The sequence below is a fragment of the Paenibacillus segetis genome, assembly GCF_014639155.1.
Lineage (GTDB): Bacteria > Bacillota > Bacilli > Paenibacillales > Paenibacillaceae > Fontibacillus > Fontibacillus segetis.
Window position 1 is genome coordinate 218,943 of the sequence record NZ_BMFT01000003.1, and the last position, 26,052, is coordinate 244,994.

The following is a 26,052-nucleotide window of genomic DNA, read 5'->3' on the forward strand; positions in this document are numbered from 1 at the left end:
CCTTCTTTCTGGTATTACCCAACCTTAGCAAAGTAATAGATGATGGAATAAGCATAATGAATAGATTTAGAACATAATAACCCAGATCATAAAGACCACGATCATGGCAAGCTGCAGTACCACTTTGACCACAACGCTCGTAAATAGGCCAACAACTGAGCCAATCCCTACTTTAAACGCTTTTTCTAGCGGCTGCCCTTTGATAAGTTCACCAATCATGGCCCCAAGTAGCGGCCCCAATATTAAACCGAAGGCAGGAATCACAAATGGCCCAATAATAATTCCAATTGTACTCAGCCAGATCGATAGCTTGCTACCGCCAAATTTTTTGACCCCCCATGCGCCAACCGCATAATCTGCGACCAATAGAACGATGACAATCAGCGTTTGAATGATCCAGAAAAACGGGCCAAAGGAATCAAACGAGAAGAACCATCCATAGACGAAAAAGGCAAAATACACGGCCAGCACCCCTGGAAGGATAGGGTATACTGTTCCCGCCATACCGATGACAAACAAAGCGATAACTAGCAGCCAGCCGAGTATGACCATGAATGAATCACTCCTCAGTCAAAATATAATTTCGAATGATTAACGCAATTCCATCATCATTATTCGATGCCGTTACAACATCCGCATTTTCCTTAAGTGTACTTTGAGCATTCCCCATTGCCACACCTAACCCAGCCGCTTGAATGACAGCTAGATCGTTCAAGCTGTCACCAACTGCTACTACCTCTGACATATCGATACCAAGCAAATCTTCACAAACCATGCGAATACCGCTCGCTTTATTGATACCCAATGGGTTGATCTCCAAATTGACAGGAGAAGAGTTGGTAATTTCAAGCCCGCCCATATCTTGAAGTTGCATCAATACATCATGCCGAACCTCATCATCCTCGATATGATAACCGAACTTAATCCATTGGTTTAGGTCCAGCAAGGAATCATCCCAATTATTCTCATTATAGACGCCTTCTACGGAATAAGCCCAGAACCAGACTTTCTTCTCCCTAGCAATCGCATGCATTTTCGCAATAATAGTCTTATCAAACAATTCGCGGTGATACAGTTCATGTGGCGTTTTCCACACTTCACTACCATTTGCTGTCACCATCGGTGTAGTAAGACCTAGTTGATCACCAAACGATATGGCTTCATTAAAGCCCCTACCTGTTGAAAGGCACACATGTACTCCTGCCGCCTTTGCTTTATGAATCCATTTCTCAGTCTCGGGTGTAATTTCATGATTATCATTCAGCAAAGTTCCATCCATATCCAGTGCTAGCAATTTATATTTCAAGTTGTCATCCTCCATTCCATTCTCATCCTGAGCAAATTTATTTATCTCTATCTTTCTACTGCTTCTCTCTAAACAACACAACGCCATTTTACCATATTACCTTGACCCCAACAAAGATAAAGCTAACTACGTCCTTCTTACTCACAGGCCACCTGAGGATATGCTCGAAAAAAAGCCCGAGTTCTCGCAGTCATCTGCAAAAAAACGGGCTACATAAAAGCCTAAAAAGGCTATACGATTTCTAATTCATTAAATCGCAACGATAATCAATGCCAGAACACCCAAAGTCATCTTCGCCCGCTGTAGTGAACTTCTCTTAACCTGTAATTGCTCCATATTACTCCCTCCCCGCCTGTTACTGATATATTTTACATCCCATATGTTGTCTTTATAGAAAAATGTTTCCCTAGTGCAAATTTTAAGTGATAACCCAACAAAAAAGCAAGAGGAGAGTGCCCCTTGCATTAAATATTTTTATTCAACTCTTGCTCAGTCTTCACTCCGTCGTACCGGATTGAGACTTACTTTTATTTTCTGTCCCCTGGGCCGTAGTATCCTTCTGCTGTAAATTTTTCTTCGGTACTCCATCGAGACCATATTCCTGGTCATATGCATCAAAAATTTTACGAGCTACAGGTGCGGCACTGTGTGCGCCAAAGCCACCTTCTGGAATAACAACGGCGACGGCTAGTTTAGGATTGTTGCGTGGTGCGAAAGCAATGAATACGCCATTATCAATATTTTTGCCTTTATAACTTTGCTCTGATGTTCCTGTCTTACGGGCAAAGTCATATGGAAAACCAGCAAAAGCATCAACCTTTGTCTCCATTCCACCGATAACCGTGTTCCAATAGGTCTCATTGAATTTGACTTCATTCAAAACCTTCGGTTGAATCTCTTGTACGATGTTTCCCTTTTCATCTGTAATCTTGCTAACGAGATGCGGTTCCATTCGTTTTCCTCTATTCGCCAAGGTTGCTGTATATTGAGCAAGTTGCAATACAGTATACCTACCTTGTTGTCCAAACGAAGCAAGAACTAGACGAGTAAGCGGCGTTTCCGCTTTATTAGTGTATTCCAACTTCCCAAAGTACTCTAAGGGGAGATCGACTCCTGTAGATACTCCCAGACCAAATTCCTTCATATAGCCGTCCCATATGTCAATGCCCTTGGCACCATAATTCTTATAGAGCCTCTTGCCAACCATATCCACCATGAAAGTATTAGATGACTTCCGAATCGCATCGATTGGTTTAAGTGGTCCATATGGATGGCTACCTGAATTTCGAACACTAGAGGAATCATTTTTCCCAAAATAAGCAATCCCATGATCAGTATAAGTTGAGTTTGTGGTAAATAACCCCTCATTCAATCCAACGAGAACCGATAACGGCTTGATGGTCGAACCAAGCAGGACAGTCGAGTCAAAGTTATGATTCGAGCGTCCCGAACTAATTGGAGTAACCGTCCCATTTTGATAGTTGGTTTCAATTTTTTTGTAATCCTCGTTTGAAATACTTCCCGTCTTCCATACATTGGTATCGTAATCCGGCATACTCGCCATAGCGATGACGTTCCCCGTGTCCACTTCCATGGCTACCGCATATCCTGTTTTCGCATGAGGATGTGTCTCCCCGGACACTGCATTGTTATGGACCCAGTCAATTTGATTTGTAATTGCTGCCTCCGCAGCAAGTTGTACCGTAACGTTAAGGGTTGTGTGGATATCATATCCTTTTACAGGTGGTGTGATTTCAGGAATTCCGGTTATCATATTTCGCGGATCGATGGAGACACTCTTGTACCCATTCTTCCCGCGAAGTATATCCTGATAATATAACTCCAGTCCATCGTACCCAACATCTTCTGCCTCCGTGTATTGTAAAGAAGCAGCTCTTTCTTCTTGCGCTCGGATTTCCTTATAGTAGGGCAAACTGGTTGAAGCGTTTTTGTATTTTCTAATATATCCAACGGTTTGTACGGCAACCGTATTTTTAGCATAATGGCGTACGCTCTCTTCCATGACTTCGATCCCCGGAAATTGATCCCTCCGTTCCAAGAAATAAGCTACTTCTTTATCTGACAAATCAATCTTGATCCGGCGAGGAGAGAATCCAACCCCTTGTTTATAATCAATATCCATCGCTTCAATGATTTTATCTAAGGTCAAAGGTGGTCCATCAGGTTTTCCATAGGTATCAAAAACCTTCATTAAGCTCTTGGCTAGCGCAATAGCCTCGGGACGATTCGTCTCCTTGCTGTAATCCTTCTGTAAAGTAAGATACAACGATTGTACCGGTGTGGAATAAGCAAGTTTCTCGCCCCCAGCAGCAAGTATCGAGCCTCTAATTGGGGAAAGGGGGACGTCTTTTACTCTCATGCTGGTTTCCTGTTGTGAAAGGCTTGGCCCCTCAACAAATTGCAGAATAGCAAGTCGAATGATAATGACGGTAAATATAGCAAACGTACTAAAAAAGAACACATTCAGTCGAATATGAAAATGATGTTTCATCCTTATTTCTTGTTCACGGTTATCGTCAGTAAAGATATTTTTCATACCTCTTCCCCCAATCCTAACGAATCGCAGCGATATAAAGCACAACGTATAAACCTTTTTTAAAGTTACACTATTCTGGAAATACACACAATCTTATCCTTGTAATATTTATACTATTCATAGATATTACATACAAAAAAGGCAAGAGGTATGATCCTCTTGCCTGAATGACTTCTTATTCAGTTACCACGAAGCCGATTACTCCGTCGTCCCAGTCTCGGACTCGTTTTTATTTTCTGTATTTGTAGTACTGTCATTCTTCTTCTGTAGACTTTTCTTTGGTACGCCGTCAAGACCATACTCCTGATCGTAAGTGTCGAAAATTTTACGCGCCACCGGCGCGGCGCTCCACGCACCAAATCCACCTTCGGGAATAACAACGGCAACAGCGAGCTTAGGATTCTCACGTGGAGCAAATGCGATAAATACACCATTATCGCGGTTTGCACCAGCTCCCCATTGCTCTGAGGTCCCTGTTTTACGAGCAAAGTCATACGGGAAACCAGCAAACGCATTGTTGACGCTCGTTGACATTCCACTGATGACTTCCTTCCAATAGGAATCATTAAATTTAATTTCATCCATCACATTCGGCTGAATTTCCTTTATGATATTCCCATCCGCATCGGTAATCTTCTTAACTAATTGAGGTTGCATTCGCTTACCGTGACTTGCTAAGGTCGCTGTATATTGAGCAAGCTGCATCGCTGTATACTTACCTTGTTGACCAAACGATGCATAGGCTAGCCTGGAAAGTGCAGTCTCCGATTCATTCATGTATTCCAATTTACCTAAATATTCTGAAGGGAGATCAATGCCAGTGGAGACACCTAATCCAAATGCCTTCATGTATCTATCCCATACCCCAATACCCTCAGAACCATATTTGTTATACAGTTTCTCGCCAACCATATCCACCATAAAGGTATTGGAGGAATGAAGAATGGCCCCTGCCGGGTCTAGAGCACCATAAGCGTGACTTCCTGAGTTACGGACACTAGCGGAGTCATTTTTACCAAAGTAAGCAATTCCTCTGTCACTGTAGACCGTAGTGGTCGTGAACAACCCTTCATTTAAGCCAATCAGAACCGATAACGGTTTAATTGTCGAGCCGAGCAAGATGGTTGATTCGAAATTGTGGCCAGAACGCCCCGAACTGAACGGTGTTATCGTCCCGTTCTGGTAGTTGGTTTCAATTTTCTTATACTCCTCGGCTGAAACACTCCCTGTCTGCCATACATTGGTATCATAATCTGGCATACTTGCCATAGCAATTACGTTCCCGGTATCCACTTCCATCGCTACCGCATATCCCGTTTTGGCATTAGGGTGGGTTTTCCCAGACACAGGGTTCTTATGCACCCAATCCAATTGATCCATAATTGCTTCTTCTGCAGCAAGCTGAACCGTTTTGTTCAGTGTGGTGTGTATATCGTACCCCTTTTCAGGTGGCGTGACTTCTGGAATACCAGTTGCCATATTTCGCGGATCGATCGAGACACTCTTATATCCATTTTTACCACGAAGTACATCCTGATAATATAACTCCAGTCCATCGTACCCAACATCTTCCGTTTCTGTATACTGTAAAGCTGGGTCGGTTTGTTCTTGAGCCCGGATCTTTTTGTAATACTCTAGGTTGGTCGAAGCGTTTTTGTATTTTCTTATATAACCAACGGCCTGAACCGCCACCGTATCTTTATCATAATGACGTATGCTTTCTTCCACGACCTCTATCCCTGGATATTGATCTTTCCGTTCCAAGAAATATGCCACTTCTTTTTCCGATAGATCAAGCTTGATCCTACGAGGAGAGAATCCACCGCTCTGTCTATAATCAATATCCATCGCTTTAAGGATCTCATCCAAAGTCAAAGGTGTTACATTCGGATCCCCATACTCATCAAAGACCTTCTTCAATTTCTCAGCTAGCGCTGTAGCCTCTGGACGGTTTGCTTCCTTGCTGTAGTCCTTCTGCAATGTGATATATAGCGATTGTACTGGTGTGGAATACGCGAGTTTCTCGCCCCCAGCAGCGATAATCGATCCTCTTGTTGGAGGAAGGGGTACATCTTTTACTCTCATGCTTGTTTCCTGCTGTGAAAGGCTTGGACCTTCTACAAATTGCAGGATAGCAAGCCGCACAATAATAACAGTAAATATAGCAAATGCACTAAAAAAGAACATATTCAGTCGAATATTAAAATGACGCTGCATCGCAATCTCCTGCTCGCGCTTATCGTCAGAATAGACATTTTTCATTTCTCGGTCCTCCACCTCAATCCTACTAAATCATCTCTCTATTTTAGCACAACGTATGAACACCCTGCGAAGTTACACCCTCTGGGAATTTATACAATCTTGTCCGCAATATGTGTCTCACTGAATCCCGGAGAATTAAACCAATCACCGCTGCGCGCCCAAGTGGAATCAAGTGGGATCCATTCTTCTTTTTCCGGAATATATACCTCATTCCAAGCATGCGGACCATAACCACCCTGACCGTCATATCCAAGTCCAGTTACCACTTTGACCTGTAAACCTTGAGACCTAGCCATGATTGCATACAGACGAGAATAATCGATACATACTCCCTTCTTCGTATCAAAGGTCATTTGCGGGGTTTGTTCATGCCATATTCCTTTTTCTTCATAATCCGTTACTTTATCATCATCGTATACAATGCGCGATCCAACCCAATCATACAATAGACGAGCCTTCTCCTCTTCACTTGCTACTCCTTCGGTAATTTTTGCTGCAGTCAATTCTATATCTTGAGGGATATTCGCATCGATAACTTCGTATTTTCGTTGTAATATTCCATTGAGTTCCGCTTCCACACTACGTGTAAAGACCGGAAGCTTACTCTTTATTAAATTGCCCGATAGTGGCTCAATGACATTGCGCGCCCCTTGCTGATATACAGGTGATGCCTCCACATATCGGCTAAAATCACTAGTTGGAAAAAGCGTCACTGCAATAAATAAAACTGCGATGACCACCAGACTTCTTGCAGCCCCAATGACCCCACCAATACACACTCCAATCAATCTACCGAACAGGGAAGCAGAGTGTTCCCCGCCGGAAGATCGTCCTCCAAACAACCAACCTCCGCCAAATATAAAGGCCATAACTAATCGAAGTAAAAATCTGAATAGTAAATAACTGAAAATAAACAATACTGCAAACCGCATCAGTGGAAAGTCCCTTACCGCAGTGCCAATCGTATAGTATACCTGTTCCCATTTGGTTAAATCACGCTCAGGTAGCGTGAATCTGTCTGCAAGCGACCGCTGCACTATGGGAGAAACCCACAAGGTGAACGGAATCGAAGCTACAATTCCGAGCAGGGTCAGAACCCCTGTACTTAAGAGTGAGACCAGTCTTCCAGCAGAACGGGAAGCTCCGCGCACCATACCCTGAAGGGCAGAGCCCAGCAAGATGACTACAAGCACTATAGAAATCAGGTTAAATTCGCGTATACTTGCAATCCAAGCTTCCGTCATTTCTGCCTCCTGTCATAGATCAATCGGTTCAACTCACTGCCATTGATCCTATTTAGAATTTTTCTTCGCTTCTTGAATAAATGTTTCTACCGTATCATTCACTTTCCATTCGCCCAGTGAAATTCCATGGGATGTCACCTTCACTTTATCGCTGTCTTTACTGCCGGTAACTTCCAAGTTCGGTGTCGTAATCGTAAATGTGCCATCGCTATTCTGAGTCAACTTGGCATCCTTCGCTTCGTTCTTCATCACGTTCAACACTTCATTCTTACCGATACTTGCCGCTTGATCTGTTACAGTCGAGACAGCTTCACTAAGGTCCTTCACCGAAATTCCGCTGTAGATGATAATAAACGCCGCTATGACAAGGACAAGTGCCCATTTCACTACGGTCTTCACGAAATTCAAAATCAAGAATAGAACAACCAACGCAACAACAATAACCAACCAGTTCTCTTTTAGAAACTCAATCCACACTTGAACGTCCATCATCCACATCACTCCTAAGCTCCAATTTTTATCAGGTCAATTCATTATGTTTCGTGTCCGAAAGCAGTCTTATGGAATAACCTCTCTTATTATACATGATGGCCCGAAGAAGTGTCAGCTTAACCCCTATTTCTTGAAGAAAGCCCCACAATAAGGACAACCTCTGTAAATTTTAGGGGTATAAGTCCGTCCCAAAGAACGTACAAGTAAATCATAGTGACTTACGTGAGGAGGGAAAGATATGAAAATGGCATTTTGGCTGTACTTCTTTATGTTTCTGGCTTTTTTTGACCTTCATGCCCAATATCCAATTCTGACACCATTCGCTCTATCACTGGGCGCTGCACCAACTTTTATTGGCTGGATGATGGGTATCTATGCTTTAACACACCTTCCGGGAAATCTGATCGCTGGTCAAGGTGTAGACCGATATGGTAGCCGTTGGTTTATGATCTTTAGTATGATTACCGCAGGATGCATTCTGTTGTTACAAGCCCATGTAACAGAGCCGTGGCAATTACTCGTATTACGTTCAATCAGTGGCTTCGTGCTAGCTTTTCTATCACCAGCCTGTTTGGCACTTCTAGCCTCCTTATCCAAAAATCCAACGAAACAGGGCAAATTGATGGCAGGACATGGAGTCACACATACCTTAGCTTCCGTACTATCTCCTGCTGCCGGTGCGTTCCTTGTCGCCCAAGTTGGTTTCACACTGACATTCCAATCGCTTGGTTGGCTGTTAATCACAACCGGCGTGATCGCTATCTTTACCATCAAGGAATCTCGAAAGCCTAAGCCAGCGCTTCCTGCAGCAGATACCACAATGACGCAGCGTGTTCCTATCCCCGTGAAGCTTAATGTCATTCCGATCCGTTATTATTTATTGCCCTTTGCCGTAGCTTGCTCTCAAGGTATGTTATTCTTTGAATTGCCTCTACGAGCGGGTGGAGCCGCAGGCATTATGCACACGGGTCTCTATTTCTCCATCATAAGTATTGGGGCTCTCGTCACGCTCTCCATGTTATTCCTAAGCCGACTTTCACCCTACAAACGGGCGAATTACGGTGTTATTGGAATTGCTTTATCCTTTTTTTCGTTAGCCGCATTACCATCTATTCCGATTGAAGTTTCATTATTTGCCCTCGGTATGGCGAAGGGAGTGGTTTTCCCTGCTATTGCTTCTATGTTTATTGACCTCAGCGGAGGGCAACGGCTTGGTACGGTATTTTCTCTACAATCGATTGCGATGTCGCTAGGTTCCTTCATTGGTCCAATCGCTGCAGGGGCTATTCGGGATAGCTATTCTCCCTTTTTCCTCGGATTTCTGCTGCTTATGATTATTCTACTTGTTGTACCTTCGGGAAGAAAATCTTCCATTCCGATCCCACCAATCGGCGCCCCTACAAATACGATGTAATTTCTCTGACGATGAAATAAATTGTTATTTCAAGATTTTAGGCAGTGGCACAGGGCACCAACGAATGACCTACATAAAATAATTTGTAATCACCGACCCAATAAGAAAGAGGGGTGAACACAAATGGGCCATTTAGAAAATTGCGGACCTGTAATTGCACCGGTTGTACAACCGAGTTGTGCTTGTGGTTTCTGGACAACAACAGGTACGATTCTTGTATTGTATATTTTACTGGTCATCGTTCTTCGTGCTCCTCTATTGCTCTAATTTCCCCTGTGCGATTCGCGCATCAAATACGGCCTGTCCTTGATAGACAGGCCGTTTGCTCAATTGTTATATGAATGTTTTGCATGAGTATCGGTAAGGAGTATACACTATATGTACGTGTTCAAAAAGTCAGCTTTTCAGCACCAGAGTCTATGCTTTCGAAGTTGCGTTTTTTCAAAACGCTCCCAGAAGGTTGAATAAAGCTAGGGAATGAGGAGCGGAGCTACACGTTTTCGGAGAAACGACTACGGAAGCATACGCTGGCAAAACCTACGTGAGCACCTCAAATGTTTCCGTAGGAAACATACGTCGAAAGCGTATGCTTGTCCCGGCTGAATTCAAGATTCGATGTCGAATAAGCCCCTGGAGATTCTTCGTGATCAAGAGATGAATTTTTGAACAACCTCTAGTAAATACATTAACTCCCTATCCGAGGTGAACTTAAAGTTGTCCATCTATATTATCGTTGAAGGAAAAAATGATCGCAGCAAACTCCGTCGCCTGATTCATGGGGAGGAAATAAACATTCTATGTACGTTTGGAACACTGAATTCAAGCAAGCTTGAATCTCTCCAAAGACGAGTAGGGGAAGATGAGGTTTATCTGTTTCTAGATAACGATTCCTCAGGCAAAAAAATTCGAGGTGTCTTGAGAGACGTCTTCCCCGAAGCAGTTCATATGTATACTCGAAAAGGCTATGCCGGCGTAGAAGGAACCCCTGATGAATACATTATCGCTCAATTAGAAAAAGCCGGTCTGGAGGCACATATTCTGTATCCTCCACCCGACTTAATGTAGTCAGTACCTATATTATGATTACTCCCGTGCTAAATCTATAACGCCTTGAGCAATTTCGGAAGCTGTAACTTCAGGTCGGTATATTTCCCGTAGTTGACCTTCACGGTCAACTAACCCGATCAAATCCATATGCACAAAATTTCCACTATCATCTTTATTGATTAGTATTTTAAAAGAATTCATGGCCAGATCCATAACTTTCTGCTGATCACCCCGCAGGAAATACCACCCTGAATAGTCGGCTCCAAATTTGTCCGCAAACGACTTAATTTGCTCCCGAGTGTCACGATCTGGATCAAATGAAATGGAGACGATCTCCGCATCTTCACCAAACAATCCTTTTTTCTTGAGCTCATCTTGTACCTGACCCAGCCTAAACGTAGTTAGAGGGCATACATCATTACAACTTGAGAAGAAGAAATAAAATAACCTTACTTTTCCGTTCGTATTCTCCAGTGAGATGGTTTTACCATCCACATTCTCTAATGAAAAATTCTCAACCGGCCGGATCACCGGTAGCTTCGGCTTAGAGAATGTTCCCCAGAACAAATATCCTGCCAGTATAATACATATCGCTAGTAGAATCCATGTCCATTTGTATTTTCTAAGCAAAGTCATACCGAGTCCCCCGATAATCTCAACGTCACCACAATGGGTACGAAAACTAAATACGAATCGTGTCCAGAATGATCACGATCAAGTTAATTGTCAAATAGTTAATAGAGAACAAGAATACTCTTTTTGCCCAAGCATCATTATCTTGAGAGCGAAATCCTTTCAGAGCCATAAAGAGCCAAGCCACAGACATGATTTCACCAATAACTAAGAACCACATCCCTGTGTAATTGTACACATACATTAAGATAGGAATGGGGATCAACAATATCAAATACGGCAGCATTTGTAGTTTCGTTCTTGGAATCCCCTTAACAACGGGGAGAAGCGGAAAACCAGCTTCACGATATTCTTCTACACGCCGAATACCTAATGCCCAGAAGTGAGGCGGTTGCCACAGAAACAACATGGCGAACAACAAGATGGCACCTAAATCAACAGTTCCTGTTACTGCTACATAGCCAATAATCGGAGGTACAGCCCCGGATATCGCGCCAACAGAAGTGCTCCAAGTTGATGAACGTTTGAGCCATAGCGTGTATACAACAACGTATACAAATATCCCAACAATTCCAAGGATTCCAGCTAATAGACCAGAGAATCCAAATAAAACTCCCAAACCAACAATCCCCAAAATAACGGCATACCACATCACGGTTTTAGGTGACATTTTGCCTGTAGGCAGTGCTCGATTCTTGGTACGGGCCATTTTTGTATCCAGTTCCCGATCGAAATAATTATTAAACACGCAGGAAGAGGCCATAATTAGCATCGTCCCGATCAATGTCATAATCAATTTTCCATATTGAAGCTCCCAATGAGAGGCTAGCCAGAACCCGGCAAATACGGCAATCAGATTCGAACGAAGAATTCCCGGCTTTGTCAAAGCTACAAAGTCCTTCCAAGTTGCCGTTTCTCCCGGAGGAGTTGGTCTCACGGACAACGTAGCTGAATCCGCAGGAGCATGATAACTTAAAGGTTTACCCATGCGTCAATATTCCTCCTAATTTATATATATTAAATCCGCAAGAAAATTTCGTAAAATATTCTCTTACTATGAACTTTATCATATCAAACCCCGAAAGTGTTTGACAATCATTTGATAATCATGGAGTTATTATGACAATTTCGTGACTTCACAAAAAAAACCTAGGCAAACTTTTATCTATGCCCAGGTCTCTTCATAGTTGCCATATTTGTTTGAAGGAACGTTTTTACTTCGCCAGAAATCCCATTAAATGTTGCACATCTTTTAAGGTCTTTTCTGCGGTCTCCGCTGCTCTTTCTGCACCTTGAGCTAGAATACCCCGGATTTCACCAGACTCCCTTATATCGCGATACCGCTGCTGGATCGGTTCAAGCATCCCAACAACGACCTCTGCTAAATCCTTCTTGAAAGGCCCATACATTTTACCTTCATAACGCGCTTCTACCTCAGCAATAGACAGTCCCGCGCACTGGCTATAAATTGTAATTAGATTACTCACTTCAGGTTTGTTAGCCGGATCATATTTCACTTCACTACCAGAGTCCGTTGTAGCACGGCTAATTTTCTTACGGATAACAGCGGGTTCATCAAGGAGAGCAATCCAGCTGCCTGCATTCGGATTACTTTTACTCATTTTCTTCGAAGCATCATCCAGCGACATAATACGTGCCCCTACTTCCGGAATATACGGCTCAGGAATCGTAAAATACTCACCATAACGGTGATTAAACCGTCCCGCAACATCACGAGTGAGCTCTAGATGCTGCTTCTGGTCTTCACCAACAGGAACGAGATCCGCATTATAGAGCAGGATATCAGCTACCATAAGACCCGGATATATAAACAATCCTGTGCCCACAGATTCCTTACCTGCAGCTTTATCTTTGAACTGAGTCATCCGTTCAAGCTCTCCCATAGATATCATCGTTGTTAACAACCATCCGAGCTCGGCATGCTGTGGAACGTGGGATTGCATAAAGATATTGGCCTTGGCAGGATCAATTCCGGCTGCAACGTATAAAGCTGCTACCATTTCAGATTGTTCTCGCAGGTCCGCTGGTTCCTGAGGTACAGTAATTGCATGAAGATCAACTACCATAAAGTTACATGCATATTCATGCTGTAGCGCGACAAAATTCTTAATCGCTCCGATATAATTTCCGAGTGTTAATTTTCCACTGGGCTGAATGCCAGAGAGTACTTTTTTCATATTATTTCCCCCTAAAAGTTTTGTATAGCATTTTCTACACTGAATAAACTTCGTACAAAACTTACTTCGTAAGCATACGCTTAGTTTTGTATAGCATTTTCTAACTGAAATAGCTTCGTACAAAACTCATTTCGTTAGCATACGCTTAGACTCATCAACTTGTCCCTTATAATTAATTCCAAACACAAAAAAAGCCCACAGTCCGCAAGGGACGTGAGACCGTGGTGCCACCCTTATTCGCCAGAGATCAACTACAGAAACGAAACCTTCGCTTCAAGATCAAACTGGCCTTTACCGTTCTGTAACGGAGAACTCCCGGCAAGCATACTTTGAGGAACGGCTTCACTGTTCATTCATTTCTGCTAAGCGCTCTGAGGTCCATTCAGACAATTCGGCTCCTCCGGTTCACATCAACCACCGGCTTTCTGAAGGAATTCCTCATAGCTTACTTATCCTCATCATCGCGTTCAATTATACTTTTATTAGTCATATCATAAGTGTGTTTTACTAACAATGTCAAATCCGTTTTTCGTCCAAGAGAAAAAGTGTTATGATAGGACAGAAGAGCTTACTAAATGATTATTATGTGGGAAAAGGAGCACCGATATGAAAAAAGTGACCAAAGGGCAATGGAACGGTTACGACACGTACATCTTACATAGCCGCGAACTTGAAGTCACGCTGCTACCCCGCCTCGGCAATAATGTAATTAGCATGTGGGATCATGTTCAGCAGCGCGATGTGCTGCGCGGTCCGGATGAGAGCGATCTTGATTTCTACCTGCAGAAGCCGTACCATTTTGGGATTCCACTTCTGATTCCTCCGGGACGGATTCGCAGAGGACAATTCACTTATGATGGCCAGGAATATCAATTTGACCGTAATACGGCGAATGACAACCATATTCATGGACTACATCGCACACAATCCTGGTGTGTTAGTGACATTCAAGAGGATGAGGACGGTTGTGCCGTAACGACAGAATTTCTAACTGCAAATGACCCGAACTGGATTCGGCAATATCCTGTACCACTCAAGTTGGAGATGACCTTACGACTACAAGGAGCTTCTCTAACACAAAGTTTTAAAGTTACCTCACTAGGACAGAAGTCCGCACCATTTGGTATTGGTCTTCATACCTGGTTCCTTCTGGATGGTGAACCTGAGAAATGGAACTTGCATCTTCCGTCATCTGGAATCTATGTATCAGATGATGAGCTTGTACCAACTGGGGAAATATCACCTCTTGGTGATTTGGAGAAGTTGAACGAAGGGCTCAACATGCAAGGAACAAATTTTGATACAATGCTTCAAATTGGTGACAAACCAGTCGTTGCTCTCTTGACTCGTGATGATGGTTACGGGATACGATATTCTGCAGATCCGGAGTACTTCAAGCATTGGGTTCTCTATACAAAAGGTGAGGCAGATCAATTTTTGTGCATTGAACCATATACTTGGATGCCAGATGCACCAAATTGTAATTTATCAGATGAAATAACAGGCTTAATTGATCTTCAACCAGGCCAATCCATTGAACTAAACGTTAATCTAGATATAATTCATCCTACCACTACTTAATTATTGATGTAGGAGAAGAGTTGTCCACCTTAGTGTGGGCAGCTCTTTTTTTTATTTCAAATTCCTGATAAGAAAAAAATGCAACAATTACCACTACCATAGTTAGAAGCTAGAGCGCATATTTTAGAGCCTACAAACCATACTAAACTCATAAAGGCAAAGGAGGTGAGAAACATGGCAGGTCAAAACCGCTCTAACAATCTTGTTGTACCTCAAGCGACTGCTGCACTACAACAGCTGAAAATGGAAGCAGCTCAAGAATTGGGCGTTCAAATTCCAGCAGACGGTTACTATGGGAACTACACTTCTCGCGAAACTGGCTCCCTAGGGGGCTATATCACTAAACGTCTGGTTCAATTGGCAGAACAGCAATTGTCGGGTCGTCAATAGTATTCCCCCTTTTCAACCAATAGGTCAACAGGCGGTCTGCATGTGCAGATCGCCTGTCTTGTGTTTATGTGTAAACGCTATCAGTATGTTAAGATTTTCACTTAAGAAGTCATGTCTGAATTATATTCTTGGTATGTAGTGGAGGAATCTTTTCTGGAGTATCGATGTATCATTAAATTGGCCATGTTATAATTAGACTCCATAATGGCATCGACAACGATCATTTCTTGACGCAGAGCAAATTCATAACTAATTTCTCCATGCGTCCAGTGCCGTTTGAACTTTAAAGCTTCAATCGCCATAGCTCGGAATGACTGCAATTGGCACACGGTCATTCCCTTATCCTCCTCAGATAGTCGACCATTTCGGCCAGCAATCGGATTATGGCGGATACCGAATTTCCCGATGGCATTATTACGAATCTGAATAAATACAGTTCCAGAAGTCATTCCCGAGAGCTCCGGATCCAATTCTCTAAATACCATGTCAAGCTGCCTGGCAAGTGAAAGTTGATCGGTTTGCAGAATATCCACCCTCCTTCCCATATAATATGATTGCCTACTTATAGGGCTTATGCCTCATTATATTCCATTATTATACAGCTATCAACAACATACAACAAAAATGGTTATATATTACTATATAAACAATCTTTAGATTTCAGACCTAGCTTAAAATCATCAAGATATGCTAAATTACGACATGTTTTTTTGTTGTTTTTTGGTAAAAAAGAAAGCAGATCCTTTGTTAGAGGATCTGCTCTTTTATTATTTCGTCAATTCAAGGAATGCTTCTACATCGGCAATGGCCAACGACATCGCTTCTCGCCAGAAGTCAGGTTTCTTCAAATCAACACCAAGATGCTTCGCTGCAAGCTCTTCGACTGTCATTATACCCGTATCCTGTAATAATGCGTCATATTTCGCGGCAAAAGCAGCACCTTCTCGCTGAGCCTGAGCATAAATACCTGTACTAAACATGTAACCGAAAGTATAGGGGAAATTGTAGAACGGGACTTCGGTAATATAAAAATGTAACTTCGAGGCCCAAAAATTAGGGTGATAACTACCTAATGCTTCACAGAATGCTTCCTTTTGAGCTTGTTCCATTAATGCGGACAGTTCAGTCGCATCCAAAGTACCTTGCTTGCGCTTCTCGTAGAAAGAAGTTTCAAACAGGAAGCGGGCATGAATATTCATGAAGAAGGCAATGCTTCTTTGCGCTTTATCAGCCAAGAGGCCTATTTTTTCTTCTTTACTATTTGCATTCTTAACGAGTGCATCAGCAACGATCATCTCGGCAAAGGTTGATGCTGTCTCAGCTACGTTCATCGCATAATCTTGATTAAATACAGGTAGCTCTTCCATTAAGTATTGATGATAAGCATGTCCGAGCTCATGCGCCAAAGTTGAAAGATTGGAGACCGTACCCCCGAAAGTCATAAAGACACGTGTTTGCTTGCTGTTTGGCAAAGAAGTACAGAAACCACCTGGTCGTTTCCCTGGACGATCCTCAGCTTCGATCCAGCGTTTATTGAATGCTTCTGCAGAGAAATCGGCTAATTTAGGACTAAAGCTCCTAAATTGTTCTACAATGTCTTGAGCAGCTTGATCGTAAGTGATTTTCCCTGTAGCCTCTCCAAGTGGAGAATCCACATCGCACCAATTCAAGCGCTCTAGGCCAAGGAGCTTTGCTTTACGCTCAAGATACGTTACAAAAACAGGTTTGCTTTCCTCAATAACCTTCCACATCGTATCCAAAGTTTCATGCGACATCCGATTGATCGCAAGCGGTTCCTTCAATATATCGTCCCAGCCACGTCTTTCGTATAGCTTAAGTCTAAATCCTGCAAGTCGGTTCAGTGTATCCGCAGCGTAATCAGCTACTTGACCCCAAGCTCTCTCCCATTCCTCAAACGTCTCCTCACGAACTGCTCGATCGGGATCGTCAAGCTTGTTGGCGGCTTGTCCCACGGAGAGCATCGTTATCTCCCCATTTTCTTCAGTTTTAGGTACACCTACCTTAGCAACAATCGTATCATAATGTTGTCCCCAGCCGTGGTAACCATCCACTGCTAAGTCAGAAGCAAGACTTTCAAGCTCAGGAGACAGTTTTTCACGTGCATCATTACGCATCTCACTAAGCACAAATGAAATAGGTGAGATCTCCTCACGTGACATCCAAGCATCCCACACTTCATTTTCTGTTGTGCGTAGAATATTTTGAAATAAGGTCATCACATTCTGTAATTGAGCATTTTGTGCAGTGACCTTTCCGGAGAGTTGCACAGCTTTTTTATCATGCTGGTTCTGCGCACCCAAACAAGAAACGAAGCTATTCGCTTCAGAAATTCTGGACTTGGCACTTTGCAAACCAGCGATAATTTCATCGAATGTTGCTGTATCCTTTAGAGATTGCGGCGCGCTTTTTTCCTTAATACTGCTATGTATTTTAGCAATATCCTCATCTAGTTTCTTCAGGAAAGATTGAAATTCATTGGATGTAGATCCTCCAGGAAAAATGGAGTCTAATTCCCATGTTGGTGTAATTGGTACGTGTACTTGTCTCAAGCTGATCATCCTTTCTTGTCCTTAAGTGTTGAAGTAAACTACTATATAAGTGTATAACTATAAGAGGTTATAGTAGCCAAATTGATAGGAGGGATCTTTCGTATATGAAACCACTACAAATATCAGCAGATACTGCTGTTAAATTAGCCGCCAAGTTAAATGTGCCGATTGAGCAACTCATGCATATGCCTCAACATATTTTGCTACAGAAAATTGCAGAATTAGCCAAAGAAGAAGCAGCAACTCCCTCGTCCACTGATTCGGATCATTCTTCATGATCCCTTTCAATAAGTCACTGCCTTATGACATCATCATGGGCGACGTTTTTGCACAAGCGTGTCCTTTTTGCGGTAAGGATAATGTATTACTCCCGATGAAGACTAATGAAGTAAAGAGCGTCCGTGAAGGTAAGAAAAAGCTGCTTGTATTTCCTTGCTGCGGGAATAAGCTTTTCGTACTGGACAGTGACAACGATTATTTATTGACGGATAAGGTCATCCGTAGATAGTTGTAAAGAAAGTTATAAGCTTTCTATAACGGGGCTATTCTCACATGAGAATAGCCCCGTTGTTGCATCAAGTCACTAACTTTGCATTTCCTCCGGTAGTTCATGCCCGCCGTTCAACATTTCTTCACGAAGGAATTTCCATTGCTCCCGAGATGCCCGAATCATGGCAGCATCTACAATTTTCTTATCATTTATCACTCGTGAGAACCATTTAACTGCATCATTATAAGAACCAATGCGACGATTCAATTCACCAATTAAATACATCAGTCTTGCGTCGGATCCACCAACACCTTCATTTTCATAAACACGTATGTAAGACTCCATGGAATACTTCAGGAAACGCTGCTCTTGTTCATTGTTGTTCTGGTACCGATATAACCAAGCAATATGATGAAGCAAGCTTGCGATAATCCGCTCTTTCTCCCCAATTGTCTGTGCAACTAATAACCCGAACTTGTAGGTCTCTAGCGCTGTTTCCCAATCACGCTGACCTCCGTAATCCTTTTTCACAAACCGACTTGAAATCGTCTCTTGAAATTTCTTACGTTGAATATCAGATAACCGATCCATCGAATTTTCAGTTGAAGCAAATCCGCAAGATGGGCAAATCCGTACAACATAGTAATCAGGATTTTCATTCTTATAATAACTACAAAAATCAGTATCATTCCGCATCGCTCGTTTAAAGCTAGGACGAACACGTGACGTTTGAAACTCGTTTTCACAATATGTACAAGTAATCTTAATTTTAAATAGAGGTTCTAGTTCCCTTTTTTCCAGTTCCATTCTTCTTCTTCCTCTCCATATGCCACAATGGGCAGGTCGACGTTGTTATTCCTGAGGTGTATTCACAAAATGGGAAACAGGACAAACCACAATCACTAATTCAACTCCAATTTCTAAGCTGTATTTATATTCGCATCTCATATTATACCAAAAAAAAATAAAAGCTCCTAACGGAGCTTCTACATAAAAGATATTTATGACTAATAACTGCGCCAATCCTCTTCACCTGAATGGACGAGAGATGCGCGAATGACGTATACAAAGGCGCATACGAGAGCACCTGCAACAAAACTCATATTAATCACTCCATCCACAATAATTAATTATGCGAAGTCAATGATCCTTTAGTCTTATTCTAACATAAATAAATCAAGAAACCAGTACTTTTGAAATCGCTTTCTTATTTTTTTTGTGCTGTTTGTCCCTCTTAGGTCATACACTTCACTATTGACTTCAATGTGGAGGGATTAACATGAACTTTAAGCGCTGGATTATTCCACTCCTGCTCATTGCCGTACTGACCTTAGGAGTGCTTATGTTATCATATCCCGGTTCTTCATGGGAGGCGGGGGTAAGAGGTCTAGCTATTTGGTGGGACGTGCTATTCCCATCTTTATTTCCCTTTTTTGTTATATCCGATATCATGCTTGGATTTGGCATAGTTCATTTTCTAGGTAAATTATTGGATCCCCTGATGAAGCCTTTATTCCGCATACCAGGTAGTGGTGGTTTTGTAGCCGCAATGGGCTTTGCATCTGGTTATCCGGTAAGTGCCAAACTAGCTACCAAATTGCGTGAACAACGTCTGGTCACCAGGGAAGAGGGGGAAAGGCTTGTTGCTTTTACAACATCATCCGATCCCATTTTTCTCATTGGTGCCGTATCGGTCGGCTTCTTTGGGAATTCTAAATTAGCTGGAATATTAGCACTCTCCCATTACGGAAGTGCCATATTGATCGGTTTTGTGATGAGATTCTATGGTACCAAAAGTAATAAACCTTCCTCTAGCTCCCCTGCAGCCTTAAAATCTACTTCACACCGCTTTAGTCTCCGCAGGGCGATACAAGCCATGCATGAAGCACGTATACAAGACGGGCGAGGACTAGGAGAATTGCTACAGCAAGCGGTTGTATCCTCACTTCAATTGATGACCGTTGTCGGTGGTCTTGTCGTATTCTTCTCCGTTGTGCTTGAGGTTCTAACCGTATCCGGCGTGATGACCACTTTATATTCTGGGGTTCGGACGATTCTTCCCTATATCGGGTTACCCCCCGCTCTAGCGGAACCTTTACTAGGTGGACTATTCGAGGTTACACTTGGCGCAAAAGCTGCTGCAGGACCTGCTTCTGTTCCACTTGTCTTTAAAGCTGCAGCTGCAGCTTTCATTCTATCCTGGGGTGGTTTATCCGTTCATGCCCAGGTAGCCAGTATTTTGAACGGAGCTGATCTCCGTTACTTTCCTTTCCTAATGGCCCGATTGCTCCATGCTTTTTTAGCGGCAACCCTGCTTATCTTATTATGGCATCCCGTCATGGGTACTCTCCCGGCAATGGCCTCACAAATTTCCGTAACAGGAATAGAAGAAGCACTAGGATGGGGTGCGGTTCCTGGTACTTTCATACTATTTCTTAAAATCATTTCCACACTGCTTATTTTGTCTGTTCTCTCGGTAATCATTCATCGGAACTGGAATTCTCCCAAGAGTAAGCAACACAAATAGAAAATGAACCGTTGTGTTCTGTTTCAGAATTGATTATGATCTTTACAAAAGGAAAATTAAAGGAGTTTGTCATCTTGAGATATTACGTTCTTGACCGTGGAGACCAATTGTCCGTTGATCTAAGCGAGACCTTTCATAAATTGGCACCCCAGTACGGACTGCAACTTGATGCAGAAAATCCGGATATCGTGGTTTCCATCGGAGGAGATGGCACGATGCTTCATGCATTCCATACATTTATCGACCGCATCCCGTCCATCGCTTTTGTTGGAGTACATACAGGCCATCTTGGTTTCTACGCAGATTGGAAAAGTGATGAAATCCCTGAGCTTGTGCGACTTATGGGCAATCAAGGAGAGATGGATCAAATACAACCTAGAATTGTTAGATATCCGTTAATTGAACTTGAAATCGTTAAGAAATCGGGTACCTCTTCTATTATTTGCCTTAATGAATTCACTTTAAAAAGTGTAGACGGTACCGTTATGGCAGAGGTCGATATCAACGATCAAGTATTCGAAATGTTCCGAGGAGACGGAATATGCGTTTCTACTCCATCTGGAAGTACAGCTTATAACAAAAGTCTCGGTGGAGCCATCATTCACCCTACCATCGAAGCCTTGCAAATTTCTGAGATCGCTTCGATCAATAATAGGGTATTTCGCACCATGGGTTCCTCTTTAGTTCTTCCCGCCCATCATCACTGTGATATATACTCTCGTAAAGAGCAGAATCTGATGCTTACTATTGATCATGTCAGTATGCCTGTAGACGATCTGATCTCGGTTCGATGTCAGGTCGCCAAACAAAAAGTAAGCTTTGTCCGCTACCGTCCTTTCCCTTTCTGGACCCGGGTGCGGAACGCATTTTTGGGTTAATGTCCTGAAATATTGTTGTTCTATTCCTTTTCCCATTAGGCGGATGATCTGTCAGGTCATCCGCCTTCCTCTGTGATTCTTTTATTCAATAATAAATAGTAGAACTAGTTAATAGAAGGGACGATAATAAGATGTTCTTAAAAAAAATACGTTTTGGTGCTCTAATCACTATTTTATCAGTATCTTTGATCGGGCTACCACATGTTGCTGGAGCCATGACTGTTACTACAACGGACTCTACTGAACTTTCTGTAACGACGCAAGCATCAGATCTAGCAATCATTCAGGAAGTACTAGACTATTTAAATGCCTACAATATTGAAGGAGTAGATCGAGAAGAATTTATTGAGAACGCCATCCGCGGCATGGTTTACACATTGGATGATCCTTATAGCGATTATTTTACCAATGAAGAAATGCAAGATTTTATGAACGGAATGAATCAGCAATATGTAGGGATAGGGATAACCCATCGCTTTATGAACAACAAGCTTTATATTACTGATGTACTCGCTGGTTCTCCTGCCCAACAAGCTGGTTTACGCCAAAACGATATCATCGTGAAAGCTGATGGTCACACCATCACTTCAAGTGAGGACATTATGCTGATACAGGGTGAAGAGAATACCAAAGTTGTAATTACAGTTAATCGTAATGGTAAAATACTAGATTTTCCTATCAGAAGATCTCAATTTGTCCTTCCTTCCGTCCATAGTCGTTATATCTCTTCAGGCAAAATCGGTTATATCGCCATTTCTTCTTTCTCTGAATCCGTCGATAAGGAATTTGTGGCCGCACTGACTAAACTTCGCTCCGCAGGGATGAAATCATTAGTACTAGATCTCCGCGACAATCTAGGCGGTTATGTCAACTCTGCATCTAACATTGCCAAACATTTCATCAAGAATGGCACTTTAATGTACACCGCAGATCAGAGCAATCAACTGGAGCCCGTACTTATCACAGACGGCGAGGATATTGGTATCCCTGTTGTTGTTCTGACCAATGAATTAACCGCCAGCGCCTCCGAAATATTGACCGGAGCACTACGAGATAACGGTGTTGCCACAGTCGTTGGAGCACAAACCTATGGCAAGGCACGAATACAAAATTTGTATTCCTTGTCCAACGGCAGTACGTTGAAGCTAACTGTTCAACGCTATTTAACACCTAATCAAATGGATTTCAACCACATCGGATTGAAGCCTGATATAGAAGTGATCAACAACTACGCAGCTCAGCTCGTTACGGGATTCTACAAGGCAGGAATACAACAACTTGAGGTTAACGGCAGTCCTTCATCCCTTAGTATCAATGGCGTATCCTTCAGTGGATACATCGATATCATTCAAAGCGGTAATAAGATTTACGCTCCCTCTCGTTTACTAAGTTCGTTAGTGCGTGGCAATGTTTCCTGGAGTAAGGAGAATCAAAAGGTCATTATAACGGATTCTAATGGAATCAAGAGTGGATTTGCTAAAGCTAATTCAAGCATCAAAATAGTCAACAATGAAACTTATATCGAATTGCATGATTTCCAAAAGAAATTCCCATCTGTAGAGTGGAGTTATAAACAAGGCGTTGTGCACCTAGCAAATAAATAATGTTGTCATAAAAAAAACGGCTCCCTTTACTCGGGAACCGTTTTTTCTTCTTCTATAGTCACATTGGAAGGAGCCTCTTTGAGTCCATCCTTCATTTTCTGGAGAACAAAATACGCACAGCCAAAGTTACAATATTCATTAATGTAATCCGTGATTCCAGAGAAAGCCGTATCTCGCGTCACCTTGGGATGATTGTCTCGCAGAAAACCCTTGAGCCGTAGCTTCTCGTAACCCCAATCCCCGATAATGTAATCATATCGATCTAATACTTCACTATATCTCTGTGTGAAAGCCTCTGAATCCCAGGCATCCTTATAATTCTGTATAAGCTCGTAAGTTCTACCGCCGATCTGAATCAACACCTATTTCCCCCTTTACCGCTTGAAATTACATATTAACGCCTTCCTTGTTACTCTTCGCTGATTTGACCTGCTCATGCGCATGATAAGAACTACGGACGAGAGGTCCAGATTCAACGTGACTAAAGCCACGTTTCATACCTTCCTCTTTCAACTGGGCAAACTGTTCAGGTGTGTAATACTTTTCAACACGCAAATGACTTGGAGACGGCTGCAAGTATTGACCAATTGTTAGAATATCGCAGTCCACAGTACGCAAGTCATCCATAGCCTGCAAAATTTCTTCCCATTCCTCACCTACACCAAGCATAATGCTGGATTTTGTTGGGATATCGGGTTTCATCGTCTTCGCACGCTGCAATAACTCCAGGGAACGACGATATTTAGCCTTGGCCCGTACACGGTCGGACATGCGTTCCACCGTTTCAATATTGTGGTTGAGAATATCAGGATTTGCATTCATCACAATTTGAAGTGATTCAGCATCTCCGAGGAAATCAGGGATCAATACCTCTACTGTACAGAGTGGAGTTCGGGTACGAATAGCCTTAATCGTCTCCTCAAAAATCGTAGCCCCCCCGTCTTTCAAATCATCGCGAGCTACGCTGGTTACGACACAGTGACGCAAATTCATTCTTTCAGCAGCTTCGGCAACCCGCTCCGGTTCCCCTAGATCAAGTTCGGTTGGCATCCCTGTGTTTACTGCACAAAAGCGGCAAGCTCGGGTGCAAATATCGCCCAAAATCATGAACGTAGCAGTCCGATTAGCCCAACATTCATATATATTAGGACAACGTGCTTCCTCACACACCGTATGTAGTGTTTTGGAGCGCATCATATTTTTGATATCTTCGTAATTATCACCAGTGGTTAACTTGATTCGAATCCAATCCGGTTTGGGTTCTTTCACAGACTTGGACAGAGTAAGACCTTCCTTCTAATGATATAGGATGTAGTGAGATTTATTATACCATGAATGCTCTGGAAAAACCTCCTTGTCAAATGGGAATAAAAACACAACCTTTGTCTAACCCTAAGGAGACGTTGTTTGCTCCCCTGAGTGAGCGCCAAACTGAACCAAAGGAGGGATTTCGCCTTGCGGTCACTAGTATTATCTGTTAACTGCCGAATCATTATCAGTTTACTTTACATGATCATTCTTAGCTCATTTTTGAACGAATCAGGTCTGGGGATTGTCACAGTTTCAGCTGAAGCATCTAATAAGCCAAATACGACCTCAGACTTGAGCATTTATGATCAGAGGCGCAATCTATATGAAGAAATTGAGATACTGACACAAATTCCTTGGTATTGGATCGCGGCTCTTGATCAATACGAGCGTTCTATTACACCACGGAAAGAAATCAAGAAAGAGAACTCTAGATTAGCCGGCATTCGATTTAAAGAAACGATGTGGGCTGGCCCCTTTAATCCCAATCTAGATGACAAGAATCCAGCAACAATTGCCATGTTTGGTGGAATAGGTCAAGATGCAACCGCTGATGGATCAGCCGATCCTGAGAATGACAGGGACTCTTTGTTCAGCATGGTATCGCATTTGATGAGATTAGGTTACAAGGATGAAGATCTTCGGATCGCATTATGGCGTTATTACCAGAATGATTCTGCTGTATCACGGATCTGGCAATTTGCAAAAATATACAAAGCATTTGGTAAAGTTGATTTATCAGGAAGTGCCTTTCCATTACCTGTAAAGAGCAACTATACTTACCGTGATACATGGGGGGCACGCCGTGGATGGGGAGGTCTCCGGATTCATGAAGGTACCGACCTATTCGCTTCTAGTGGCGTTCCTGTACGAAGTGTCTGTTACGGAGTTGTGGAGACAAAAGGATGGAACCCTTATGGGGGGTGGAGAATTGGTATCCGCGATTTGAACAACAGATACCATTATTATGCGCATCTACATGGCTATGAGAAAAAGATCGAGATTGGAGACATTGTCACGCCTGGTCAAACGATTGGTTGGGTCGGTAGTAGTGGTTATGGCCCCCCAGGAACACAAGGGAAGTTCCCGCCCCATCTTCATTATGGGATCTACCAAGACACTGGGGTAACAGAGTGGGCATTTGATCCCTATCCACTGCTCAAAAGATGGGAAACTCTAGAAAGAAAACAACTAACAAACAAGGCAGCTAACTAACACGTAACGGGTTCTCTTTTAGGGTGAAAAAACCTAATTAACGCTAAGTTTGGGCGTTATTGATCAAAAAAGACAGCGATAATCGCTGTCTTTTTTGACTTGCTGTATGATATTATTTCCCCTTATATGCTACCGCATCAATTTGAACTTTAAGCCCATTAGGACCGCCTTGGTGTGCAAATTCCGTGGAAATAGTCTTTCTCGCAGGATAATTTCCTTTAATCGTTGCTTGAAAACCTTCTCCATTACAGGGATATCCCAAACATCTCTGAGCATTACATCTACTTTAACTACTGAGTTCAGCGTTAGATTTACTTTTTCTAATCTCTCGCTCAT

General features: G+C 42.6%; 26 protein-coding genes and 1 other annotated feature. Of the genes, 11 read left to right on the forward strand and 15 right to left on the reverse strand.

The window, feature by feature from the left end; genetic code table 11:
* Positions 1 to 66: 66 nt before the first annotated feature.
* The 6 genes from IEW05_RS20265 to IEW05_RS20290 all read right to left on the reverse strand — a co-directional run bounded on the left by IEW05_RS20265 (position 67) and on the right by IEW05_RS20290 (position 7,858).
* Positions 67 to 552 (reverse strand): DUF456 domain-containing protein, encoded by a 486-nt coding sequence (locus IEW05_RS20265; protein WP_188541692.1) that lies wholly within the window; start codon positions 550 to 552, stop codon positions 67 to 69.
* 7 nt (positions 553 to 559) lie between these two features.
* Complete coding sequence (locus IEW05_RS20270; RefSeq protein WP_188541693.1) at positions 560 to 1,321, reverse strand: Cof-type HAD-IIB family hydrolase; 762 nt, start codon at positions 1,319 to 1,321, stop codon at positions 560 to 562.
* Between the two features lie 481 nt (positions 1,322 to 1,802).
* Positions 1,803 to 3,863 (reverse strand): peptidoglycan D,D-transpeptidase FtsI family protein, encoded by a 2,061-nt coding sequence (locus IEW05_RS20275; RefSeq protein WP_188541694.1) that lies wholly within the window; start codon positions 3,861 to 3,863, stop codon positions 1,803 to 1,805.
* Positions 3,864 to 4,061: 198 nt separating this feature from the next.
* On the reverse strand, positions 4,062 to 6,125 hold the full coding sequence (locus IEW05_RS20280; protein ID WP_188541695.1) for a peptidoglycan D,D-transpeptidase FtsI family protein: 2,064 nt from the start codon (positions 6,123 to 6,125) through the stop codon (positions 4,062 to 4,064).
* Positions 6,126 to 6,214: 89 nt separating this feature from the next.
* On the reverse strand, positions 6,215 to 7,369 hold the full coding sequence (locus IEW05_RS20285) for a transglutaminase domain-containing protein (protein ID WP_188541696.1): 1,155 nt from the start codon (positions 7,367 to 7,369) through the stop codon (positions 6,215 to 6,217).
* Between the two features lie 48 nt (positions 7,370 to 7,417).
* Positions 7,418 to 7,858, reverse strand: a complete 441-nt coding sequence (locus IEW05_RS20290) for a hypothetical protein (protein WP_188541802.1) — start codon at positions 7,856 to 7,858, stop codon at positions 7,418 to 7,420.
* Positions 7,859 to 8,099: 241 nt separating this feature from the next.
* Here IEW05_RS20290 and IEW05_RS20295 point away from each other — a divergent pair, with 241 nt between their 5' ends.
* The 3 genes from IEW05_RS20295 (at position 8,100) to IEW05_RS20305 (ending at position 10,340) form a co-directional block, all read left to right on the forward strand.
* Positions 8,100 to 9,275: an MFS transporter gene (locus tag IEW05_RS20295; protein ID WP_188541697.1), complete on the forward strand. Its 1,176-nt coding sequence runs from the start codon at positions 8,100 to 8,102 to the stop codon at positions 9,273 to 9,275.
* A 153-nt stretch (positions 9,276 to 9,428) separates the two neighbouring features.
* A complete protein-coding gene (locus IEW05_RS20300; RefSeq protein ID WP_188541803.1) occupies positions 9,429 to 9,542 on the forward strand; it encodes a sporulation protein YjcZ in 114 nt (37 codons plus the stop codon).
* Positions 9,543 to 9,989: 447 nt separating this feature from the next.
* On the forward strand, positions 9,990 to 10,340 hold the full coding sequence (locus IEW05_RS20305; protein ID WP_188541698.1) for a toprim domain-containing protein: 351 nt from the start codon (positions 9,990 to 9,992) through the stop codon (positions 10,338 to 10,340).
* A gap of 18 nt (positions 10,341 to 10,358) precedes the next feature.
* On the opposite strand, the gene IEW05_RS20310 is transcribed toward IEW05_RS20305, so the two are convergent.
* The 3 genes from IEW05_RS20310 to trpS all read right to left on the reverse strand — a co-directional run bounded on the left by IEW05_RS20310 (position 10,359) and on the right by trpS (position 13,153).
* Positions 10,359 to 10,958: an SCO family protein gene (locus IEW05_RS20310; RefSeq protein WP_188541699.1), complete on the reverse strand. Its 600-nt coding sequence runs from the start codon at positions 10,956 to 10,958 to the stop codon at positions 10,359 to 10,361.
* Between the two features lie 46 nt (positions 10,959 to 11,004).
* The gene (cyoE, locus tag IEW05_RS20315; protein WP_188541700.1) at positions 11,005 to 11,943 is read right to left on the reverse strand and encodes a heme o synthase; all 939 of its coding nucleotides are present in this window, start codon (positions 11,941 to 11,943) and stop codon (positions 11,005 to 11,007) included.
* Between the two features lie 226 nt (positions 11,944 to 12,169).
* A complete protein-coding gene (gene trpS / locus IEW05_RS20320) occupies positions 12,170 to 13,153 on the reverse strand; it encodes a tryptophan--tRNA ligase (protein ID WP_188541701.1) in 984 nt (327 codons plus the stop codon).
* A gap of 204 nt (positions 13,154 to 13,357) precedes the next feature.
* Positions 13,358 to 13,624: a binding site (T-box leader), on the reverse strand.
* Positions 13,625 to 13,759: 135 nt separating this feature from the next.
* Here trpS and IEW05_RS20325 point away from each other — a divergent pair.
* Positions 13,760 to 14,734 carry an aldose 1-epimerase gene (locus IEW05_RS20325; protein ID WP_188541702.1) on the forward strand — a complete coding sequence of 325 codons (975 nt, stop codon included), beginning with the start codon at positions 13,760 to 13,762 and terminating at the stop codon, positions 14,732 to 14,734.
* Positions 14,735 to 14,908: 174 nt separating this feature from the next.
* A complete protein-coding gene (locus IEW05_RS20330; RefSeq protein ID WP_188541703.1) occupies positions 14,909 to 15,124 on the forward strand; it encodes an alpha/beta-type small acid-soluble spore protein in 216 nt (71 codons plus the stop codon).
* A gap of 101 nt (positions 15,125 to 15,225) precedes the next feature.
* On the opposite strand, the gene IEW05_RS20335 is transcribed toward IEW05_RS20330, so the two are convergent.
* On the reverse strand, positions 15,226 to 15,651 hold the full coding sequence (locus tag IEW05_RS20335; protein WP_188541804.1) for an O-methyltransferase: 426 nt from the start codon (positions 15,649 to 15,651) through the stop codon (positions 15,226 to 15,228).
* 240 nt (positions 15,652 to 15,891) lie between these two features.
* A complete protein-coding gene (locus IEW05_RS20340) occupies positions 15,892 to 17,703 on the reverse strand; it encodes a M3 family oligoendopeptidase (RefSeq protein WP_188541704.1) in 1,812 nt (603 codons plus the stop codon).
* Between the two features lie 95 nt (positions 17,704 to 17,798).
* Between IEW05_RS20340 and IEW05_RS20345 the strand changes: the two genes are divergently transcribed.
* Entirely contained in the window at positions 17,799 to 17,972 is a 174-nt protein-coding gene (locus tag IEW05_RS20345) for a YycC family protein (RefSeq protein ID WP_188541705.1), read from the forward strand.
* The gene (locus IEW05_RS20350; protein ID WP_188541706.1) at positions 17,969 to 18,202 is read left to right on the forward strand and encodes a hypothetical protein; all 234 of its coding nucleotides are present in this window, start codon (positions 17,969 to 17,971) and stop codon (positions 18,200 to 18,202) included. The genes IEW05_RS20345 and IEW05_RS20350 overlap by 4 nt, the downstream gene beginning before the upstream one ends.
* Before the next feature lie 75 nt (positions 18,203 to 18,277).
* On the opposite strand, the gene IEW05_RS20355 is transcribed toward IEW05_RS20350, so the two are convergent.
* On the reverse strand, positions 18,278 to 18,991 hold the full coding sequence (locus IEW05_RS20355; protein WP_188541707.1) for a DUF2225 domain-containing protein: 714 nt from the start codon (positions 18,989 to 18,991) through the stop codon (positions 18,278 to 18,280).
* A 472-nt stretch (positions 18,992 to 19,463) separates the two neighbouring features.
* On the opposite strand from IEW05_RS20355, the gene spoVV reads away from it, so the two are divergent.
* The 3 genes from spoVV (at position 19,464) to IEW05_RS20370 (ending at position 23,193) form a co-directional block, all read left to right on the forward strand.
* Complete coding sequence (gene spoVV, locus IEW05_RS20360) at positions 19,464 to 20,711, forward strand: dipicolinic acid transporter SpoVV (protein WP_188541708.1); 1,248 nt, start codon at positions 19,464 to 19,466, stop codon at positions 20,709 to 20,711.
* A gap of 74 nt (positions 20,712 to 20,785) precedes the next feature.
* Positions 20,786 to 21,589, forward strand: a complete 804-nt coding sequence (locus tag IEW05_RS20365) for an NAD kinase (protein WP_188541709.1) — start codon at positions 20,786 to 20,788, stop codon at positions 21,587 to 21,589.
* Between the two features lie 131 nt (positions 21,590 to 21,720).
* On the forward strand, positions 21,721 to 23,193 hold the full coding sequence (locus tag IEW05_RS20370; protein WP_188541710.1) for a S41 family peptidase: 1,473 nt from the start codon (positions 21,721 to 21,723) through the stop codon (positions 23,191 to 23,193).
* Positions 23,194 to 23,219: 26 nt separating this feature from the next.
* Here IEW05_RS20370 and IEW05_RS20375 read toward each other — a convergent pair whose 3' ends face one another.
* Together IEW05_RS20375 and lipA are read right to left on the reverse strand one after the other, a co-directional pair.
* The gene (locus IEW05_RS20375; RefSeq protein WP_188541805.1) at positions 23,220 to 23,552 is read right to left on the reverse strand and encodes a YutD family protein; all 333 of its coding nucleotides are present in this window, start codon (positions 23,550 to 23,552) and stop codon (positions 23,220 to 23,222) included.
* A gap of 28 nt (positions 23,553 to 23,580) precedes the next feature.
* The gene (gene lipA, locus IEW05_RS20380; protein ID WP_188541806.1) at positions 23,581 to 24,474 is read right to left on the reverse strand and encodes a lipoyl synthase; all 894 of its coding nucleotides are present in this window, start codon (positions 24,472 to 24,474) and stop codon (positions 23,581 to 23,583) included.
* Positions 24,475 to 24,702: 228 nt separating this feature from the next.
* Between lipA and IEW05_RS20385 the strand changes: the two genes are divergently transcribed.
* Positions 24,703 to 25,716: a M23 family metallopeptidase gene (locus IEW05_RS20385; RefSeq protein WP_188541807.1), complete on the forward strand. Its 1,014-nt coding sequence runs from the start codon at positions 24,703 to 24,705 to the stop codon at positions 25,714 to 25,716.
* Positions 25,717 to 25,845: 129 nt separating this feature from the next.
* Here IEW05_RS20385 and IEW05_RS20390 read toward each other — a convergent pair whose 3' ends face one another.
* On the reverse strand, positions 25,846 to 26,052 hold the full coding sequence (locus tag IEW05_RS20390; RefSeq protein ID WP_229753594.1) for a hypothetical protein: 207 nt from the start codon (positions 26,050 to 26,052) through the stop codon (positions 25,846 to 25,848).

Bases quoted from the DNA above. Each gene is read 5' to 3' on its own strand.
- IEW05_RS20265 (WP_188541692.1), bottom strand. From the start codon at position 552: ATGGTCATACTCGGCTGGCTGCTAGTTATCGCTTTGTTTGTCATCGGT.
- IEW05_RS20270 (WP_188541693.1), bottom strand. From the start codon at position 1,321: ATGGAGGATGACAACTTGAAATATAAATTGCTAGCACTGGATATGGAT.
- IEW05_RS20275 (WP_188541694.1), bottom strand. From the start codon at position 3,863: ATGAAAAATATCTTTACTGACGATAACCGTGAACAAGAAATAAGGATG.
- IEW05_RS20280 (WP_188541695.1), bottom strand. From the start codon at position 6,125: ATGAAAAATGTCTATTCTGACGATAAGCGCGAGCAGGAGATTGCGATG.
- IEW05_RS20285 (WP_188541696.1), bottom strand. From the start codon at position 7,369: ATGACGGAAGCTTGGATTGCAAGTATACGCGAATTTAACCTGATTTCT.
- IEW05_RS20290 (WP_188541802.1), bottom strand. From the start codon at position 7,858: ATGGACGTTCAAGTGTGGATTGAGTTTCTAAAAGAGAACTGGTTGGTT.
- IEW05_RS20295 (WP_188541697.1), top strand. From the start codon at position 8,100: ATGAAAATGGCATTTTGGCTGTACTTCTTTATGTTTCTGGCTTTTTTT.
- IEW05_RS20310 (WP_188541699.1), bottom strand. From the start codon at position 10,958: ATGACTTTGCTTAGAAAATACAAATGGACATGGATTCTACTAGCGATA.
- cyoE (WP_188541700.1), bottom strand. From the start codon at position 11,943: ATGGGTAAACCTTTAAGTTATCATGCTCCTGCGGATTCAGCTACGTTG.
- trpS (WP_188541701.1), bottom strand. From the start codon at position 13,153: ATGAAAAAAGTACTCTCTGGCATTCAGCCCAGTGGAAAATTAACACTC.
- IEW05_RS20325 (WP_188541702.1), top strand. From the start codon at position 13,760: ATGAAAAAAGTGACCAAAGGGCAATGGAACGGTTACGACACGTACATC.
- IEW05_RS20330 (WP_188541703.1), top strand. From the start codon at position 14,909: ATGGCAGGTCAAAACCGCTCTAACAATCTTGTTGTACCTCAAGCGACT.
- IEW05_RS20340 (WP_188541704.1), bottom strand. From the start codon at position 17,703: ATGATCAGCTTGAGACAAGTACACGTACCAATTACACCAACATGGGAA.
- IEW05_RS20345 (WP_188541705.1), top strand. From the start codon at position 17,799: ATGAAACCACTACAAATATCAGCAGATACTGCTGTTAAATTAGCCGCC.
- IEW05_RS20350 (WP_188541706.1), top strand. From the start codon at position 17,969: ATGATCCCTTTCAATAAGTCACTGCCTTATGACATCATCATGGGCGAC.
- IEW05_RS20355 (WP_188541707.1), bottom strand. From the start codon at position 18,991: ATGGAACTGGAAAAAAGGGAACTAGAACCTCTATTTAAAATTAAGATT.
- spoVV (WP_188541708.1), top strand. From the start codon at position 19,464: ATGAACTTTAAGCGCTGGATTATTCCACTCCTGCTCATTGCCGTACTG.
- IEW05_RS20370 (WP_188541710.1), top strand. From the start codon at position 21,721: ATGTTCTTAAAAAAAATACGTTTTGGTGCTCTAATCACTATTTTATCA.
- IEW05_RS20385 (WP_188541807.1), top strand. From the start codon at position 24,703: ATGATCATTCTTAGCTCATTTTTGAACGAATCAGGTCTGGGGATTGTC.
- IEW05_RS20390 (WP_229753594.1), bottom strand. From the start codon at position 26,052: ATGAGCGAGAGATTAGAAAAAGTAAATCTAACGCTGAACTCAGTAGTT.